21 protein-coding genes are annotated in these 17,381 nt (G+C 60.4%); 8 read left to right on the top strand and 13 right to left on the bottom strand.

All coding sequences use genetic code 11. From position 1 onward, the window contains the following. Window positions 1-196: 196 nt before the first annotated feature. The 3 genes from rpsI to zapE all read right to left on the bottom strand — a co-directional run bounded on the left by rpsI (window position 197) and on the right by zapE (window position 2,363). The gene (gene rpsI / locus OP495_RS00320) at window positions 197-586 is read right to left on the bottom strand and encodes a 30S ribosomal protein S9 (protein WP_280562317.1); all 390 of its coding nucleotides are present in this window, start codon (window positions 584-586) and stop codon (window positions 197-199) included. Window positions 587-599: 13 nt separating this feature from the next. Then, on the bottom strand, window positions 600-1,028 hold the full coding sequence (gene rplM, locus OP495_RS00315) for a 50S ribosomal protein L13 (RefSeq protein WP_280562318.1): 429 nt from the start codon (window positions 1,026-1,028) through the stop codon (window positions 600-602). Window positions 1,029-1,199: 171 nt separating this feature from the next. Next, window positions 1,200-2,363 (bottom strand): cell division protein ZapE, encoded by a 1,164-nt coding sequence (gene zapE, locus OP495_RS00310; protein ID WP_280566451.1) that lies wholly within the window; start codon window positions 2,361-2,363, stop codon window positions 1,200-1,202. A gap of 204 nt (window positions 2,364-2,567) precedes the next feature. Here zapE and OP495_RS00305 point away from each other — a divergent pair, with 204 nt between their 5' ends. Next, window positions 2,568-3,029, top strand: a complete 462-nt coding sequence (locus OP495_RS00305) for a DUF1043 family protein (RefSeq protein ID WP_280566448.1) — start codon at window positions 2,568-2,570, stop codon at window positions 3,027-3,029. 106 nt (window positions 3,030-3,135) lie between these two features. Here the strand turns inward: OP495_RS00305 and OP495_RS00300 are convergent, their stop codons facing one another. After that, entirely contained in the window at window positions 3,136-3,894 is a 759-nt protein-coding gene (locus OP495_RS00300; RefSeq protein ID WP_280566446.1) for a Nif3-like dinuclear metal center hexameric protein, read from the bottom strand. A gap of 102 nt (window positions 3,895-3,996) precedes the next feature. On the opposite strand from OP495_RS00300, the gene OP495_RS00295 reads away from it, so the two are divergent. Beyond that, window positions 3,997-5,214 carry a Do family serine endopeptidase gene (locus OP495_RS00295; protein WP_280562325.1) on the top strand — a complete coding sequence of 406 codons (1,218 nt, stop codon included), beginning with the start codon at window positions 3,997-3,999 and terminating at the stop codon, window positions 5,212-5,214. Between the two features lie 72 nt (window positions 5,215-5,286). Here the strand turns inward: OP495_RS00295 and hisD are convergent, their stop codons facing one another. From hisD to OP495_RS00250, 9 genes are all read right to left on the bottom strand, one after another. After that, window positions 5,287-6,603, bottom strand: a complete 1,317-nt coding sequence (gene hisD / locus OP495_RS00290) for a histidinol dehydrogenase (protein WP_280566443.1) — start codon at window positions 6,601-6,603, stop codon at window positions 5,287-5,289. A 17-nt stretch (window positions 6,604-6,620) separates the two neighbouring features. Then, window positions 6,621-7,274, bottom strand: coding sequence for an ATP phosphoribosyltransferase (gene hisG, locus OP495_RS00285; RefSeq protein ID WP_280562327.1), 654 nt, complete (start codon window positions 7,272-7,274; stop codon window positions 6,621-6,623). Between the two features lie 67 nt (window positions 7,275-7,341). Further along, entirely contained in the window at window positions 7,342-8,604 is a 1,263-nt protein-coding gene (gene murA / locus OP495_RS00280; RefSeq protein WP_280566441.1) for a UDP-N-acetylglucosamine 1-carboxyvinyltransferase, read from the bottom strand. A gap of 12 nt (window positions 8,605-8,616) precedes the next feature. Then, entirely contained in the window at window positions 8,617-8,871 is a 255-nt protein-coding gene (locus tag OP495_RS00275) for a BolA family protein (protein WP_280562329.1), read from the bottom strand. A gap of 152 nt (window positions 8,872-9,023) precedes the next feature. Next, window positions 9,024-9,377 carry an STAS domain-containing protein gene (locus OP495_RS00270; RefSeq protein WP_280562330.1) on the bottom strand — a complete coding sequence of 118 codons (354 nt, stop codon included), beginning with the start codon at window positions 9,375-9,377 and terminating at the stop codon, window positions 9,024-9,026. Then, a complete protein-coding gene (locus OP495_RS00265; protein ID WP_280562331.1) occupies window positions 9,374-10,039 on the bottom strand; it encodes an ABC transporter substrate-binding protein in 666 nt (221 codons plus the stop codon). The genes OP495_RS00270 and OP495_RS00265 overlap by 4 nt, the downstream gene beginning before the upstream one ends. Before the next feature lie 15 nt (window positions 10,040-10,054). Then, a complete protein-coding gene (gene mlaD, locus OP495_RS00260; protein ID WP_280562332.1) occupies window positions 10,055-10,519 on the bottom strand; it encodes an outer membrane lipid asymmetry maintenance protein MlaD in 465 nt (154 codons plus the stop codon). After that, the gene (gene mlaE, locus OP495_RS00255; RefSeq protein WP_280562333.1) at window positions 10,516-11,298 is read right to left on the bottom strand and encodes a lipid asymmetry maintenance ABC transporter permease subunit MlaE; all 783 of its coding nucleotides are present in this window, start codon (window positions 11,296-11,298) and stop codon (window positions 10,516-10,518) included. The genes mlaD and mlaE overlap by 4 nt, the downstream gene beginning before the upstream one ends. Beyond that, on the bottom strand, window positions 11,295-12,110 hold the full coding sequence (locus tag OP495_RS00250; RefSeq protein WP_280562334.1) for an ATP-binding cassette domain-containing protein: 816 nt from the start codon (window positions 12,108-12,110) through the stop codon (window positions 11,295-11,297). The genes mlaE and OP495_RS00250 overlap by 4 nt, the downstream gene beginning before the upstream one ends. A 180-nt stretch (window positions 12,111-12,290) precedes the next feature. Between OP495_RS00250 and OP495_RS00245 the strand changes: the two genes are divergently transcribed. The 6 genes from OP495_RS00245 (at window position 12,291) to OP495_RS00220 (ending at window position 17,269) form a co-directional block, all read left to right on the top strand. Continuing rightward, a complete protein-coding gene (locus tag OP495_RS00245) occupies window positions 12,291-13,271 on the top strand; it encodes a KpsF/GutQ family sugar-phosphate isomerase (RefSeq protein ID WP_280566439.1) in 981 nt (326 codons plus the stop codon). An 8-nt stretch (window positions 13,272-13,279) separates the two neighbouring features. After that, window positions 13,280-13,822 carry an HAD hydrolase family protein gene (locus OP495_RS00240; RefSeq protein WP_280566437.1) on the top strand — a complete coding sequence of 181 codons (543 nt, stop codon included), beginning with the start codon at window positions 13,280-13,282 and terminating at the stop codon, window positions 13,820-13,822. An 8-nt stretch (window positions 13,823-13,830) separates the two neighbouring features. Next, window positions 13,831-14,418, top strand: a complete 588-nt coding sequence (gene lptC / locus OP495_RS00235; RefSeq protein WP_280562337.1) for an LPS export ABC transporter periplasmic protein LptC — start codon at window positions 13,831-13,833, stop codon at window positions 14,416-14,418. Beyond that, window positions 14,415-14,942, top strand: coding sequence for a lipopolysaccharide transport periplasmic protein LptA (lptA, locus tag OP495_RS00230; RefSeq protein ID WP_280562338.1), 528 nt, complete (start codon window positions 14,415-14,417; stop codon window positions 14,940-14,942). The genes lptC and lptA overlap by 4 nt, the downstream gene beginning before the upstream one ends. Window positions 14,943-14,988: 46 nt before the next feature. After that, window positions 14,989-15,714 (top strand): LPS export ABC transporter ATP-binding protein, encoded by a 726-nt coding sequence (gene lptB / locus OP495_RS00225; RefSeq protein ID WP_280562339.1) that lies wholly within the window; start codon window positions 14,989-14,991, stop codon window positions 15,712-15,714. Window positions 15,715-15,838: 124 nt separating this feature from the next. Further along, entirely contained in the window at window positions 15,839-17,269 is a 1,431-nt protein-coding gene (locus OP495_RS00220) for an RNA polymerase factor sigma-54 (RefSeq protein WP_280562340.1), read from the top strand. Window positions 17,270-17,381: the final 112 nt, after the last annotated feature.

Here is a 17,381-nt window from a genome sequence, read left to right as displayed (position 1 = left end):
CAGTTCGGACCCAGATGATAACACGTTAATAGGGGGCACGAATGCCACCCGCCGCCACTCATTGAGCATGTCGGGAGGATAGATAAGGTCATGCACCCATACAAGCCGCCCCTATCGCGTGCGTCACGCAAAAAGGCCCGGACGACAGGTCCGGGCCTTTGCGTAGCGCGCCCCGATGGGTGCGAAGCGCTGCGTCTTAACGCTTGGAGAACTGCGGACGACGACGCGCCTTGCGCAGACCGATCTTCTTACGCTCGACCTGACGAGCGTCACGCGTCACGTAGCCCGCATCACGCAGCGGATGACGGAAGTCTTCGTTGTAGGCGAGCAAGGCACGCGTAATACCGTGACGAATCGCGCCCGCCTGCGCAGAGCCGCCGCCACCGCTCACGGTGACATAGACGTCGAACTGATCAGTGGTTTCAGTCAACTCGAGCGGCTGACGGACGACCATCTCACCGGTGACACGACCGAAATAGTCGTGCAAGTCACGATTGTTGACGGCGATTTTGCCGGTGCCCGGCTTCAAAAACACCCGAGCTGTGGACGTCTTGCGGCGCCCGGTACCGTAATACTGCTGTGTCATGGCGAAGAATCCCTTAGAGGTTCAGTTCAAGCGGCTGCTGCGCGGCATGCGGATGCTCGGCACCAGCATACACCTTGAGCTTGGAGTACATGGCACGGCCCAATGGCCCCTTCGGCAGCATGCCCTTGACAGCATTTTCGATAACACGCTCAGGCGCATGATCGATCAATTGCTCGAAGGACATGGAGCGCAGACCGCCCGGATATCCGGTATGACGGTAATAATTCTTGGCTTGCGCCTTGTTGCCAGTGACGCGCACCTTCTCAGCATTGACGACGACGATGTAATCGCCAGTGTCGACGTGCGGCGTGTATTCCGGCTTGTGCTTGCCGCGCAAACGGCGAGCGATTTCGGTGGCCAGGCGGCCGAGCGTCTTGTCAGTCGCATCGACGACATACCAGTCGCGTGTGACGGACTGTGGCTTAGCACTGAACGTCTTCATGGGTGAATCACCAATTGCTTGTGTGGGCGTCACGCGTGTAAGGGCGTGATCAGCCAATCCCTATTTTTCTTGGTTGCCGCGCCTCGAAAGACGGACAACGTTAGAGCGAGCGCGCATTGTACACGACGTTTCTTCGGCCATAAAGCACGATGTCGCGCTTCACGGCAACCCTCATGGCTTGTGCGGCAATGCCAGATACTCTTGGGACTGCATTTCCTGCAAGCGAGACAGTGTCCGCTCGAACTCGAACTCTAGCTGACCATGAGTGTAAAGCGACTCAATGGCAACCTCGGCGGAAAGCAGCAGCTTGACTCCGCGATCATAGAACTCATCGACCAGGTTGATGAATCGCCGCGCCAGGTCTTCCGTCGCCCCGCTCATCTGAGGCACGTTGGAGACGAGAATCGTATGAAACTCGCGGGACAACTCGATGTAGTCGTTCTGACTCCGCGGGCCATCGCATAGCGTCTCGAACTCGAACCATACGACATCTTCATGCAATCGATGAGGCTGCAGGACACGATGGTTAACATCGATCTCAGCTTCCCTCTCGCCTTCGGCACCCGCAATGGCATGGAAGCTTTCGCCCAGCGCACGGTCGGCGGCCTCGCCCCACGGATGATAGAAGATCTTCACTTGTTCCAGTGCCCGCAAGCGGTAATCGATTCCCGAATCGACGTTGACCACTTCGCAATGACGCTTGAGCAAGTCGATAGCAGGAATGAAACGCGCACGCTGCAGGCCATTCTTGTAAAGATCATCGGGCACGATATTGGAGGTCGTGACCAACACCACGCCCTGCGCAAACAACGCTTCAAGCAGATTGGCGAGAATCATCGCATCGGTGATGTCTTTGACGAAGAACTCATCAAGGCAGATCACCCTGGCCTCAGAAGCAAACTTGGACGCAATCAGCGTCAGCGGATTTTTTTCGCCCTTGTAATGCGTCAACTCATTGTGCACACGCTGCATGAAGCGGTGAAAATGAGTGCGCATCTTGTCGGCGAACGGCAAGGCCTCGTAGAACGTATCCACCAAGTACGTCTTGCCTCGCCCTACGCCTCCCCAGAAATACAACCCCAAAATCGCCGGCGGTGCCTCGAAAGGAGAAGGAGCAGACTTCTTGCCGAAGAGCTTGGCGACCTTGGACGTGAGGCCATCGTCACTTGCCGATGGTAAGCTCGACGATTGGCGTGGCGTATTTACCAACTCGTCATAGAGCCGCTGCAAGTATTTAACGGCCTCTTCCTGATCGGGATCGTACTGGAAATCGTCGCGCTGCAAGTCATGGCGATATTTTTCCAGGGGCGTACGTGTGTCCACGGACGGCGGCATGGTGGCACTCATGGGGGCGAAACACACCTCGACTGAATGATGAAAGCTGACATTATACGCATCATCACGATACTTGCATGGACACGCGCGGCGTGGTGCCACCCTTTCGGGTTTGACCCGTCGCGCCAAGACACCGATATAATAGCCATGCTTGGTATGCCATCGCATCGTAACCGCATGCCCGTGACGATCAAGGAGAGCATTGTGAACGAGAGCAACATCGACTGGATACTGGCCATCGCGTGCTTTCTGGCAGGCATCGGCATCGGTGCCCTCGGCTACCATCTGCTGAACGCCAACGTGGCGCGCAACCAGAAAGTTCGCCAACGACTAGCAGAGGCGGAATTGGAACTCAGCCAAGTAAAGGATGCACTGAACGACCATTTCGCCAAGGCAACTGACCTGGTCAACAACATTCAGCGTCAGAGCCATGAGCTTGAGCAGCAGCTATCTCAAGGCGCCGACCGTCTCGTCGACGACCTGCAGCTCAAGCGCCGCCTGCACCCGCGCCAGGAGGGTGAAACGCCAGAAGAAGAAGATGCCACCCCACCCCAGATGCCACGCGACTACGCTGAGGGCACTAAGGGCACACTCTCGGAAGACTATGGCCTCGAGCCACGCAGGCAGCGCGCCACAGAAGAAGAGACGCCGCCACCGCGCTACTGAGATCAAACGCTCCCGCTCGGCGTCCTCGTTGGGCGCCCCTCACGCTTATCACAACGCCTAAGCGCCAGCCGTTTTAAACGCCCGGCGCTTGCTGTTTCGGAATCACTCAGGCCGGATTGTCGATATCAACGAAACGATGCGCGATGCCGAAACGTGACGCCAGCCAATCCCCCAGCGCCCTGACGCCATCGCGCTCGGTGGCATGATGACCGGCCGCCACATAGGTCACGCCCATTTCACGTGCCATGTGCGTGGTGCGTTCGGAAATTTCTCCCGAGATAAAGGCATCGACACCCGCCTCAGCCGCCAGCGGCAGCATATCCTGGGCTCCGCCTGTGCACCACGCGACACGCTCGATCGGTCGAGCGTGTCCCGCTATGACTAAGGGCGCACGCCCCAGTTGCCGCTCGACATGCGCCGCGAATGCAGCATGATCCATCGCCGATGACATTTCCCCATGCCACAAGAGGCCACGCCCAAGCGCGCCGTCGAGACAGCCTGACGGCGTGAGGTCGAGCCGCTTGGCGAGCTGCATGTTATTGCCCAACGTCGCATGCGCATCCAACGGCAGGTGATACGCCAACAGATTGATATCATGCGTCATCAACGTGGCCAGGCGCCGACGCTTCATCCCCGTGACCGCCACCGGTTCATTCTTCCAGAAATAGCCGTGATGGACGAGCACCAGATCTGCCTTCCAGGCCACCGCTTCATCGAGCAGCGCCTGGTTAGCGGTGACGCCGCTCATCACGCGCGTCACCGTCTCGCGCCCTTCCACTTGCAGGCCATTGAGGGTGTAGTCCTTGAAGTCGCCGCACTGCAATTCGGACTCAATCGCGGCGATCAATTCTTGTCGAGCACTCATGGGCGGCTCCAGACAGTTTAAGGATGCAATGTTACACTCGGCGCCATTGTAACGGCTGCCTCACGGGGCAGCGACTGCCCGCTCGACGACAAGGAACCGTACATGCGTCGCTCACTGATGTCGCTCGTCTGGCCCATCATCAGTGGCATCCTGCTCGCCATCGTGCTGCTCAATGCTTTCCCCCAGTTGATGGGCGAGCGCAGTACCGGCGATGCCGCCACGCCAGTACCCGATACCAGCGCCGTGCGCGCCATCGCCGAACGTACCGACACCGCCGAGCGCGCACCGGAAGTCGTCGAGGCCGCCCCCCTGAACAGGTCTCAAGGCCCCGCGAGCTATGCCAGTGCCGTGAATAAGGCGGCCCCTGCCGTCGTCAATATCTATTCGTCACGTATGGTCGAGCGTAGCGAGCACCCGTTGATGTCCGATCCTTTTTTCCAGCAGTTCTTCGGCAAGGACATGCCGCAACGTCAGCGCATGCTCTCTAGCCTGGGCTCGGGCGTCATCGTCAGCGCCGAAGGGTACGTACTGACCAACAATCATGTCATACGCGATGCCGATGAGATTCAGGTCGCCCTCCGCGACGGCCGTGAGACACTTGCCAAGGTCGTGGGCACCGACCCCGAGAGCGACCTGGCGGTGCTCAAGATTCCCAGCGAAGATCTTCCCGTCATCCAGCTCAGTGACTCCGAGCAAGTCGCCATAGGCGATGTAAGCCTCGCCATCGGCAATCCCTTTGGCGTCGGCCAAACCGTCACCATGGGCATCATCAGTGCCACGGGGCGTAACCATCTCGGTTTGAACGCTTACGAAGACTTCATCCAGACCGATGCTGCCATCAACCCCGGCAACTCCGGCGGGGCACTGGTCAATGCGGAGGGCGCACTGGTAGGAATCAATACCGCGATCTTTTCACGCTCTGGAGGCTCACAAGGCATCGGCTTCGCCATACCCGCCAACCTGGCGCACCAGGTACTCGATCAGATCGTCGCTCATGGCCGCGTCATCCGTGGCTGGCTGGGTATCGATGTCCAGGCGATGACACCCGACCTGGCCTCGTCATTCGGCCTCAAGACCCTGACCGGCGTGGTCATCGCCAGCGTCGTACCCGACGGCCCAGGCGACAAGGCTGACCTGCAACCGGGTGACGTGCTCATGTCCATCGACGGCGAGCCTATCGTCGATGCCCGCGAGGCCATGGCCGATATCGCCGAGATTTCTCCCGGCACACAGCTCCCCATTACCATCGTGCGTGATGGTAAAAAACGTGAGATTACACTGACGGCCGGCGAACGCCCCGAAGCCTCAGAAGTGCAGTAATCAAAAGCAGCATGCCCCCACCGGCGCATCAGTAAGGGCATGAGAAGACTGATCGGAGGGCGCTAATCGTTGTCAGGTATCGCCGAGACGATTCTCCGCCGAACGCGCATGCGCCGTCAGCGACTCCCCTCGCGCCAGCACCGAGGCAGTACGCCCCAGAGTGGCCGCACCTTCCGGCGAGCAATGGATCAGCGACGAGCGTTTCTGGAAATCGTAAACGCCCAGGGGCGAGGAGAAGCGCGCAGTACCCGAGGTCGGCAACACGTGATTGGGGCCGGCACAGTAATCGCCCAGCGCTTCCGCCGTGTAACGTCCCATGAAGATAGCTCCGGCGTGACGTACGCCTTCCGCCATCGCTTCAGGGTCGCCAACCGACAGCTCAAGGTGCTCGGGCGCAATGCGGTTGATGATCGTCAGCGCCTCATCGCGATCACGGGACTGGATCAAGGCACCGCGTGACGCCAGCGACTCGCGGATGATCGCCTCGCGCTCCATGGTAGGCAACAAACGTTCGATGGCGGCGTGAACCGCATCGAGATGGGCCGCGTCCCAGCTCACTAGAATTGCCTGAGCATCTTCATCGTGCTCGGCCTGCGAGAACAGGTCCATCGCCAGCCATTCAGGATCGGTCTCACCATCGGTCACGATCAAAATCTCGGAAGGCCCCGCGATCATGTCGATCCCTACCTGTCCGAACACCGCGCGCTTGGCCGTGGCCACGTAGATATTGCCCGGCCCGACGACCTTGTCCACGCGTGGAATGCTCTGAGTACCATATGCTAGGGCCGCCACGGCCTGGGCGCCCCCCACGGTGAAGACATAATCGACACCCGCCAGATGCGCGGCCGCCAGCACGAGGTCATTGAGCACGCCATCAGGCGTAGGCACCACCATGACGATGTCGCGCACCCCGGCAACATGCGCGGGAATGACATTCATCAGTACCGAGGACGGGTACGCGGCCTTGCCGCCCGGCACATAGATGCCCGCGCGGTCCAGTGGCGTGACCTTCTGGCCCAGCACACTCCCATCGGCCTCGGTATACTGCCAGGATTCAGGCTTTTGATGCTGATGATACACACGAATGCGTTCGGCAGCGTGCGCCAGTGCCCCACGCTGTGTCTCCGGCAAGCTCTCATAAGCCTCGCGCAGCCGCTCCGCCCCCAGCGTGAGCTCACTCATACCACACACCTGCATGCGATCCAGGCGGTTGGTGTACTCGATCACTGCGGCGTCGCCGCGCGAACGTACGGCATCGATGATCTCCTCGACGCTTTCGGCCACCTGCTTGTCGGAGACACCTTCCCACGCCAGCAACGCTGTCAGACGTGTCTCGAAATCGTCTTGTGTGGTGCTCAGACGCGCCACATTCATGACATTGTCAGTCATCTCGCCCTCTCGTGTTCTTACGCCTGCGTCTCACCGCGCCGCGATTCGACCGCGCGCCCCAGACGCTCGATCAGCGGCTTGAGCCGATCATGTTTCATCGTCATCGAGGCCTTGTTGACCACCAGTCGCGAACTAACCTCGTCGATCAATTCACGCGGCTCCATACCATTGGCGCGCAAGGTGTTACCGGTATCGACGATGTCGACGATTTCATCGGCCAGATTCATCAAAGGCGCCAACTCCATGGCACCGTAGAGCTTGATCACCTCGGCCTGAACCCCCTGCCGGGCATAGTAACGACGCGCCACATTGACGAACTTGGTGGCCACCCGCCGCCGCGCATGAGTCGGCTCCGCTCCGACCACGCCGGCCGTCATCAACTTGCAGCGCGATATTTCCAGATCCAGAGGCTCATACAGCCCTTCGGCCCCGTGCTCGAGCAAGGTATCCTTGCCCGCCACACCGACATCGGCGGCACCGAGTTGCACGTACGTCGGCACATCGACGGCGCGAATCACGACCAATTTGACATCGGGAAGATTGGTATCGAACAGCAACTTGCGACTCTTGCCGAAATCTTCCGCCGGCTCTACGCCCGCATCAGCCAACAGCGGGAGCGTTTCTTCCAGTATGCGCCCTTTGGACAGGGCCAGAATCAGTTGCTTTGACATGATGTTGGCACATCTATTGAACTTGGCGTTCCGCCACCATGGCGGAACGCGAGAATGAAACCGCCGATCAACCGGGGACGCGGCGAATCTTGGCACCGAGCAATTGCAGCTTCTCCTCGATGCATTCGTAACCGCGGTCGATATGATAGATGCGATCCACCTGCGTTTCGCCTTCCGCCATCATGCCCGCAATGACCAGGCTCGCCGACGCCCGCAAGTCAGTGGCCATCACCGGCGCACCGGAGAGATTTTCGACGCCTGTGATCACCGCGGCATTACCTTCCAGTGCAATCCGCGCGCCCATGCGGTTGAGCTCCTGCACATGCATGAAGCGGTTTTCAAAGATCGTCTCGACGACGGTGCCCGACCCTTCGGCGACACAATTGAGCGCGACGAATTGGGCCTGCATGTCGGTGGGAAACGCGGGGTAAGGCGCAGTGCGCACATTGACCGCCTGTGGACGCCGCCCACGCATGTCGAGCTCCAGCCAGCCGTCACCCACCTCAACGTGGGCCCCGGCTTCATCGAGCTTGGCGAGCACGGCCTCAAGCGTATCGGCGCGAGTGTTACGCACCCGGACGCGACCACTGGTCACTGCGGCCGCCACCAGGAAGGTGCCCGTTTCGATGCGATCCGGCATGACATCGTAATGACAACCATGTAGATACGGCACGCCCTCGACCACAATCGTATCCGTGCCGTGGCCACGAATCCGAGCGCCCATGGCGATCAGGCACTCGGCGAGATCTACCACTTCCGGCTCGCGCGCAGCGTTCTCGAGTACCGTCGTCCCCTCGGCCAAGGTGGCGGCCATCAGCAAGTTTTCGGTGCCGGTCACGGTCACGGTGTCGAAGAAGATCGTGGCGCCCTTGAGGCGACCGGCGCATCGCGCCTGCACGTAGCCGCCATCGACATGGATCTCCGCACCCATGGCCTCGAGACCGCGCAGATGCAAATCGACGGGGCGCGACCCGATCGCGCAGCCGCCCGGCAAGGACACATCGGCCGTGCCGAAGTGCGCCAGCAAGGGGCCGAGCACGAGAATCGACGCACGCATTTTCTTGACCAGTTCATAGGGCGCATGGCACTGCGTTACCTGGGAACCATCAAGCTGAATACTCATCTTGTCGCCCATCACCGGCTCGACGCCCATGCGTCCCAGCAGCTCCAGCGTGGTGGTGATATCCTGCAGATGTGGCAGGTTGCCGATAGTCACCGGCTCATCAGCCAACAGGGTCGCTGCCAGGATCGGCAAGGCGGAATTCTTGGCTCCACTCGCCCATACTTCCCCGTCGAGCGGCCCGTTACCGGTAATGATCAATTTGTCCATGAAATTCCGTGCTTAGACGCCCGCGTTTTCAGGGGCTTGCTCCCACTGAGACGGGGTGTAGGTCTTGATACTGATGGCATGTAGGGCGCCACTGGCGATCTCATCTGACAACGCCGAATAAATCAGTTGCTGACGCTTGACCGGCAATAACCCCTCAAAAACGTCACCGACGGCGACCACCTGGAAATTGCAGCCTTCACCTTGAATATGAAACTGGCAATCGTCGATACGCGATTCGAGTAGGGCCTTGACGTCGCTGGGTTGCATAAGGAGTTGGCTCCTGTTCTACGGCACGGCGCGCGTGACACGCACGAGTGCGGTAATTGAGTCGGGATTTCAAACAGGCATGATAAAGAAAACGGGCGCCGTTGGCGACGCCCGCTTGCACGCAGAATACCGGGAGGCGACGCTCCGTGTTGTCATAACGTTTCCGAAGCCACCCGTGTCTCGTCACTGGGAAGCAAGGGATCCAATCCCGCCATGGCCGTCAACCGTGCCAAGGGCCGTGATAGGGCCACATGAACGATATGCACGCCATGCGCCTGCGCGCAACGCAGCCATTCGAGCAGGACACTGAGCACGGCACTGCTGGCACAGCTCACGCCGGTCAGATCGAACTCGACCTCGGCATCGCGCGGCAAGCTTTGCAACCACTCCTGCCCCTTGGCCGCCAGCGAGGCGGCGCTGTCGAAATCCGCCTCGCCGTCGACCCTCAGAATACGCTCGTCGCTTACTTCGAGCCGGGCATCGTCACGCTCGAGCAAGACATTCATTGGTTGTCGTCGCCGCCTTTTTCGAGCTCATCGGTAGCGACGTCCGGCGCCCAACCATCGATGACCGCATCGATATCGCGATTGTTGTCGCGCATGGCCTGATCGAACTGGTTGCGAAACGTCAGTCCAAGATTGATGCCGTTGACGATGACATTGATCACGCGCCACTCGCCGTCACGCTGGTGCAACGTATACACCACGGGATAGACATCACCATTGGTGGAGACTACTTCCATATCGACGCTAGCCTGATCCTCGTAGCGCCGCTCGCTATCATGATCGAGCACCCGAATGTCACGGTAATCGAATGTCACCAGCCCTTTGGCATACGTCTCGATCAGCGTCTTGCGAAACGTTTTAACAAAACGCGAGCGCTGCTCCGGCGAGGCATTACTGAAATATCGGCCCATGACGCTGGCACCGATATAGCGAAAATCGGCCACATCATCGAGGCTGTCATCGACCAGCGACTCGAGCTCGCCTTCATGCGAGGCGTAATAATCCTTGCGCCCATCCAGTTTTTGCATCAACGCGGCCACGTTGTCTTCGATCAACTGCTGGGGGGCTTGCTGGGCCTGCGCCGTCAATGCCACGCACCATAGGACCGACAGCAGTAGTGCGCAAAGACTGGAGCGCCGGGGAGTGAATTGCCTTGATGTCATGGGAACCTCCTTGGCTCATTCGCTTGTCATGTTCGACACGAACTGCTGAATCAATTGTTCCAGCACCAGCGCTTGCTGTGTATCGCGGATGGTGTCGCCTTCTTCGAGCATCTCAGGATCGCCCCCCACGCTCAGGCCGACATATTGCTCACCCAATAACCCCGAGGTGAGAATCGACGCCGTACTGTCGCGTGAGATCTTGCCCTCGAGATCCTCGTCCAGCTCCATGGTCACGCGGGCATCGAGCCATTCGGTATCGAGCTCGACGTCGCTGACGCGCCCGATGGTCACGCCTGCCATGGCAACCCTGGAGCCTGACTTGAGTCCGCCAATATTGGCGAAATTGGCCTGCAGCGTGAATGTATCCTGCGGTACGCCAAGGCTGATGCCACTGACTCGCAAGCCAAGAAACACCATGCCCAGAATCCCGGCCAGGACGAACAGCCCCACGCCGAACTCCATCATCTTGCTGCGCTTCATCCAAGTTCTCCAAACATCAGCGCGGTCAGCACGAAATCCAATCCGAGCACCGCCAGGGACGAATAGACTACCGTGCGGGTCGTCGCCCGCGAGATGCCTTCCGACGTCGGGATCAGGTCATATCCCTGAAACACCGCAATCCATGTAACGACGAGACCGAACACCACGCTCTTGAGCATGCCGTTGAGAATGTCGTCGACGAACGCGACACTGCTTTGCATATTGCTCCAGTAGGAGCCATCGAACACGCCCAGCCACTGCACGCCGACCAGATAGCCGCCCCAGATGCCAACCACGCTGAAGCCCACGGTCAGCAACGGCATCGAGATAAACCCTGCCCAGAGGCGTGGTGCCACGATTCGCCGCAGCGGGTCGACCCCGATCATTTCCATGCTGGTCAGCTGTTCGGTCGCTTTCATGAGCCCGATCTCGGCCGTCAGCGCCGACCCTGCGCGCCCCGCGAACAGTAACGCCGCCACCACCGGCGCGAGTTCACGCAGCAGCGACAGCGCCACCATCTGCCCCAACGCATCCTCGGCGCCAAAATCGACCAGGATGGTGTAGCCCTGCAGACCCAGCACCATGCCAATGAAGAGTCCCGATACCAGCACGATCGCCAACGACATGACACCGATGAAATGCATCTGACGCAGCCATAGGTGCCATCCTTCTCGAGAAGGAATGCCCAACACCGATTGCGCCAGGAACATCGCCGCCCGGCCCAAGGCACTCAGCGCATCGAGCGTCCCCCGACCCAGCGACGCGATAGGACGAATCATGGACGCTCCCCCTTGGTGGCCAGGATATCGCGATAAAAATCGGGCGCCGGGTAATGAAATGGTACTGGGCCATCGGGCTCGCCATGAACGAACTGCTTGACGCGCGCATCGCGATTGACATCCAGCGTTTGCGGCGTGCCATGGGCCATGACCTGGCCGTCGGCGATGATATACACGTAATCGGCGATGGAAAGCGTCTCCTTGATATCGTGCGAGACGATGACCGCAGTAAGCCCCAACGCCTGATTGACCGTCTTGATCAGTTGCACCAGAACGCCCATTGAAATCGGGTCCTGGCCGACGAAAGGCTCGTCGTAAAGCACCAGTTCGGGATCGAGCGCCACCGCGCGCGCTAGCGCCACGCGCCGGGCCATGCCGCCGGACAGCTCCGCCGGCGGCAAGTCGTGCGCACCGCGCAAGCCCACCGCCTGAAGCTTCATCAGCACGATATCGCGTACCATGGCTTCCGGCAGGTCGGTATGCACGCGCAGTGGGAAGGCCACGTTCTCGAAAACGCTCAGGTCCGAAAACAGCGCGCCGCTCTGGAACAGCATGCCCATGCGCCGCCGCATCCGAAACAACGCACGGCGAGACAAGCCATGCACATCCTCTCCATCGATGCACACACGTCCCGCATCCGGCACTAGCTGACCACCGATCAACTTGAGCAACGTCGTCTTGCCCGTACCGCTAGGGCCCATGACCGCAGTAATCTTGCCTTTGGGAATACGCAGATCGACGCCACGAAAGATGTCATTCTCGCCCCGCGAGAAATGCAACCCCTCGACGTCGACCAGGGTCGTGTCAGTCACGTAACGCTCATCCACGTCGCGATAATTATCGAACATTGTATCCTAACTCTAGCGATCACCTCCAGCCTCGCCTTGCAACAATCTCGGCGAGTGCGTTTAATGAGCGCCTCAATTCGCTCGTCGCTCCCCGGAAGTCGGCGAGGCTTGAGCCCAAGGCCGCGAAGGGCAACAATCACCACCATGAACACTGTTACCGAGCAAGATTACCGCGCTAGCGCGCGACGCACGCTGACACTCGAATCGCAGGCCATCGCCGCTTTGATCGAACGCCTTGACGAGGCCTTCGACCACGCCTGTCGCCTGCTTCTAGCCTGCGAAGGACGTGTCGTCGTCACCGGCATGGGCAAATCCGGGCACGTCGCCCGCAAGATCGCGGCGACACTGGCTAGCACCGGCACACCCGCCTTCTTCGTCCACCCCGGCGAGGCCAGCCACGGCGACATGGGCATGATCACACCCCGTGACGTCGTCCTGGCCCTCTCCAACTCGGGCGAGACGGCCGAGATCACGGCGCTATTGCCACTTCTCAAACGCATGGGCGCCCCACTGGTCAGCATGACCGGGCGTCCCGGCTCGACCCTATCGCGTCACGCCGAAGCACATCTGGATACCGCCGTTGCCCGTGAGGCTTGCCCGCTCGACCTCGCGCCGACCACCTCGACGACCGCTGCGCTGGCCATGGGCGACGCCCTCGCGGTGGCCCTGCTCGAGGCACGCGGATTCACCGCCGAAGACTTCGCCCTGTCACACCCCGGCGGTAGCCTAGGACGACGCCTGCTGCTCAAGGTCGAAGATCTCATGCATCATGGCGAGCGCCTGCCACGTGTCGCACTGGGTAGCCCGCTACGCGACGCTCTGCTGGAAATTACCCGCCAGGGCCTGGGCTTTACCTGCGTGGTCGATAACGCCGGTCATCTAGCCGGCATTTATACTGATGGCGACCTGCGGCGCACGCTCGACCAACACGACGACCTTCGCCGTCTGCGCGTCGATGACGTCATGACCCATGGCGGCAAGACAATCCGGCCGGATCTACTCGCCGCCGAGGCCGTCAAGGTCATGGAAGACAATCGTATCACGGCACTTGCCGTGGTCGACGGCGACGGACGACCGATCGGCGCGCTGCACATGCACGACTTATTGGTCAGCGGCGTCATTTGAGGAGCCCCATGACATATTCCGACGATTGGCGCGACAAGGCACGCCGCATCCGACTCCTGGCCCTGGATGTGGACGGCGTACTCACCGACGGCACGCTACACTTGCAAAGCGATGGCCAGGAAACCAAGAGCTTCAACATTCTCGACGGTCTCGGCATCAAGCTGCTGCAGCAAAGCGGCATCGCAGTGGCATTGATCACCGGGCGTGAGTCGCCCATGGTCAGCCGGCGTGCCGAGGCGCTTGGCATCGCACACGTCGTACAAGGTCGCGAGGATAAGCTAGCAGCGCTCGACACCCTGTGCGAACAGCTCGGCCTACCACTGGACGCGAGCGCCTATTGTGGCGACGACTTGCCCGACCTGGCCGCGATTCGCGCCGCAGGACTCGGTCTGAGCGTGAACAATGCGCCGGATTACGTCCGTGCGCACGCCGACTGGATTCCCACGCGCTCGGGCGGCCAAGGTGCGGTGCGTGAAATCTGCGATGCCTTGCTGAGCTGCCAGGGACGGTGGGACGTTTGCCTCGCACCCTATCTCGATGGCCAAGGATGAAGCGCGTCATGCCGACTTTTCTGTCTTCTCGCAAATGGGCACGGCTGGGGCTATTGCTGATACTAGTGGTCCTTGGTATCGGCCTGGCCATCGTCGAACAACGCGATGCTTCTTCTCCTGGCCCGGTCCCCAGCGATGACGCAGGCGAGCCCGATTACTACTTAGAAGGCGTCACCATGACGCGCTTCAACGCGCAAGGCACCCCCCACCAGACGCTTGAATCGCCGCGCCTCGTGCATACCCCTGTCGACGATGTCATTCGCGCCGACTCACCGAAGGCCAAGGTGCGTGACGAGGCGGGACGTAAGTGGGACATCTCCGGCGACAAGGGAAGCCTGGGGCCGCAACGCGATCTACTCACCCTGACCGGGAATGCCCGGCTCGTACAACCCGAGCAGGGCTGGCGTCTCGACACCGACGTGCTGTACTACAAGTCCAGCGAGGGCCACGCCTGGAGTGACACCGAGGCCGTGTTGCGGCAGCATGAACAGCGCGTGCGCGGCAATCGCTTCGACGCCTGGATCGACACCAATCAAGCGCGTCTGAGCGGTGATGTGCGAGGCCACCATCCACAGCTTGCCGAGGACGAATCATGATGACACGACCATTGACGATGGCACTGGCATGCGCCGCGCTGGGACTCGCCAGCCACACGGCGCTAGCGCTGGATAGCGATGCCAGCCAGCCTATCGAGATCGTCGCCGATCAGCTAGATCTCGACGACAACGCCGGCACCGCGGTCTATACCGGCGATGTCGATATGCAGCAAGGTAGTATGCAACTGACGGCCGCGCGCGTGAAGATCGAACGCAACGCGCAGGGCGAAGTCTCCACGGTCACCGCCCATGGCGGGGGTGGCGAACGCGCCTATCTCGAGCAAAAGCCAGCGCCGGACGAGCCGGTGGCCAAGGGCTGGGGCGATACGGTGATCTATCATGCCGCCCAGCGTCGCGTGGAACTCATCGACAATGCCGAGCTGCACCAGGCCCGGGATACCTTCAATGGCGCCTATGTCGAATACTTCCTCGACCGCCGCCAGGTACAGGCTCGCTCCGACGATGACGGCGATGGCGACCAGCGCGTTCGCATGACGCTGACGCCCCGCGATAGCGAGCAGTGACGTGTTTCGTGATTCACTCACCCCAGTTAGGTAGGACCCGACGCCCATGAAGACCCTGAGTGCCGCCAACCTCGCCAAGAGCTACAAGGGCCGCCGCGTGGTGCATGACATCAGCCTGACCATACGTCAGGGCAGCATTGTCGGACTTCTCGGCCCTAATGGCGCCGGCAAGACTACCTCGTTCTACATGATTGTCGGATTGGTGGGCGCCGATGCCGGCAGCGTGCACATCGACGAGCGCAACCTGTCACATGCGGCCATGCACGAACGCGCCCGCGCCGGTATCGGTTATCTTCCCCAGGAAGCGTCGATCTTTCGCAAACTCTCGGTCGCCGACAACATCATGGCAATTCTCGAGACGCGCCGCGATCTCGACAAGGCCGCGCGCAAGGCACAGCTCGAGCGCCTCCTGGAGGAGTTTCACGTCACCCACATTCGTGACAACCCTGGCATGAGCCTGTCCGGGGGCGAACGTCGTCGCGTCGAGATCGCCCGCGCCCTGGCCACCGAGCCCGCCTTCATCCTTCTCGACGAGCCCTTCGCCGGGGTCGACCCGATCTCCGTTGGCGAGATAAAGAGCATCATCCGCCAATTGCGTGATCGTGATATCGGTGTCTTGATCACCGACCACAACGTACGCGAAACCCTGGATATCTGTGACAACGCCTATATCGTCGGCGACGGTCAGATCATCGCCGAAGGACATGCAGAGGCCATTCTCGCCAACCAGAAAGTGCGTGACGTCTACCTCGGCCATGAGTTCAGATTGTAAACGCAAACTGCTGGAACCGCTGCACGCTTATATAAATGGCATGATTGTTGCTTTCATTCTTGCAAGTAGCGTCGTCGCGAGATAACGTACGAGAACCGTTTCAGGAAGCGACGATCGATTCTCCATGTCCATGAAACCTACCTTGCAGCTTCGCGTCGGCACGCAGCTGACGATGACGCCCCAGTTACAGCAGGCCATTCAGCTCTTGCAGCTTTCAACGCTGGATTTGCGACAGGAGATTCAGCAAGCGCTGGACTCCAATCCTATGCTGGAGCTCGAGGAGGACTTCGAAGAACGCGAGGTCAGCGAAACGCAGCAGGAAGATGATTGGGCAAGCGACATCCCCGAGAACCTGTCGCTGGATAGCGAATGGAGTGATACCTACCAGGATTCAGGCCCCTCACTGACGGGGGGTGGCGGTAGCGAGGAAGGCCCCGATATAGAGCGCAATACCGCGCATACCAGTCTTCACGACCATCTGGCCTGGCAACTCGCCATGGCCGACATGACGCCGCGCGAACATGATATTGCCGAAGGCCTGATCGATGCCATGGGGGCCGACGGTTATCTCACCCTGCCCCTGGACGAGCTTGTTGACGGTTTGCGCGGCCAAGGCCTTTCGGGGCTCAAGGTGGGCGATGTCGAACACGTCATGATGCGCGTACAACAGTTCGATCCCACTGGGGTAGGCGCCCGCGACCTACGCGAGTGTCTGTTGCTGCAACTCGGCGCCCTCCCTGAAGACATGCCGCTGATAACCCAGGCCAAGCGGCTGGTACGCCAGTTCCTCGCAGCTCTCGCAGGCAACGACCGCAAGTTGCTCAAGCGACGCTTGCGCCTCGACGATGAAGAGCTCGACCACGTCATCGCCCTCATTCGGTCCCTCGACCCGCGCCCCGGCCTCGCCTTCGAGGACAGCAGCAACGATTATGTCATTCCCGACCTCATCGCGCGGCGCATCCGACAGGATTGGCGCATCGAGCTCAATCCCGAGGCCCTGCCCCGCGTACGTATCCAACCGGATTACGCTGCACTCATCAAGCGCGCCGACAAGAGCGACGACAACACCTTCCTCAAGCAGCATCTACAAGAAGCCAAATGGCTGCTCAAGAGCCTTTCGAGCCGTAACGACACCTTGCTGCGCGTGGGCCAAGAGATCATGGCACGCCAATTCGACTTCCTCGAACGCGGCGAGGAAGCCATGAAACCGTTGATCCTGGCAGATATCGCCGACGCGGTAGACATGCACGAGTCGACCATCTCCCGCGTGACCACGCAGAAATTCATTCATACGCCTCGCGGCGTCTTTGAGCTCAAGTATTTCTTTTCCAGCCACGTCGGGGGGCAAGGCGAAACCGACGCCCATTCCAGCACGGCAATTCGTGCACGCTTGAAGAAATTGATTGGCGACGAGCCACCACGCAAGCCTCTATCCGACAGCAAGCTCGTCGACCTCCTGGCTCAGGACAGCATTCCGGTCGCACGACGCACCGTCGCCAAGTACCGTGAAGCGATGGGTATACCTTCCTCCAGCGAGCGCAAGCGACTCGCCTGAACGCGGGCAGTTTGCACGTATCGGCCACGCTGCGTAGACTCGCTGCGGTCTTCGTTAGCCAGCCTTGATCCAGGGCTATGCAGCGCTCTAAAAAGGGTTACAATCGAAGTGC

The sequence above is a fragment of the Chromohalobacter sp. 296-RDG genome, assembly GCF_029889885.1.
In the GTDB taxonomy this organism is placed as follows: domain Bacteria; phylum Pseudomonadota; class Gammaproteobacteria; order Pseudomonadales; family Halomonadaceae; genus Chromohalobacter.
The sequence above is the reverse complement of the archived record's forward strand: the minus strand, read 5'-3'. Positions and strand labels throughout refer to the sequence as shown.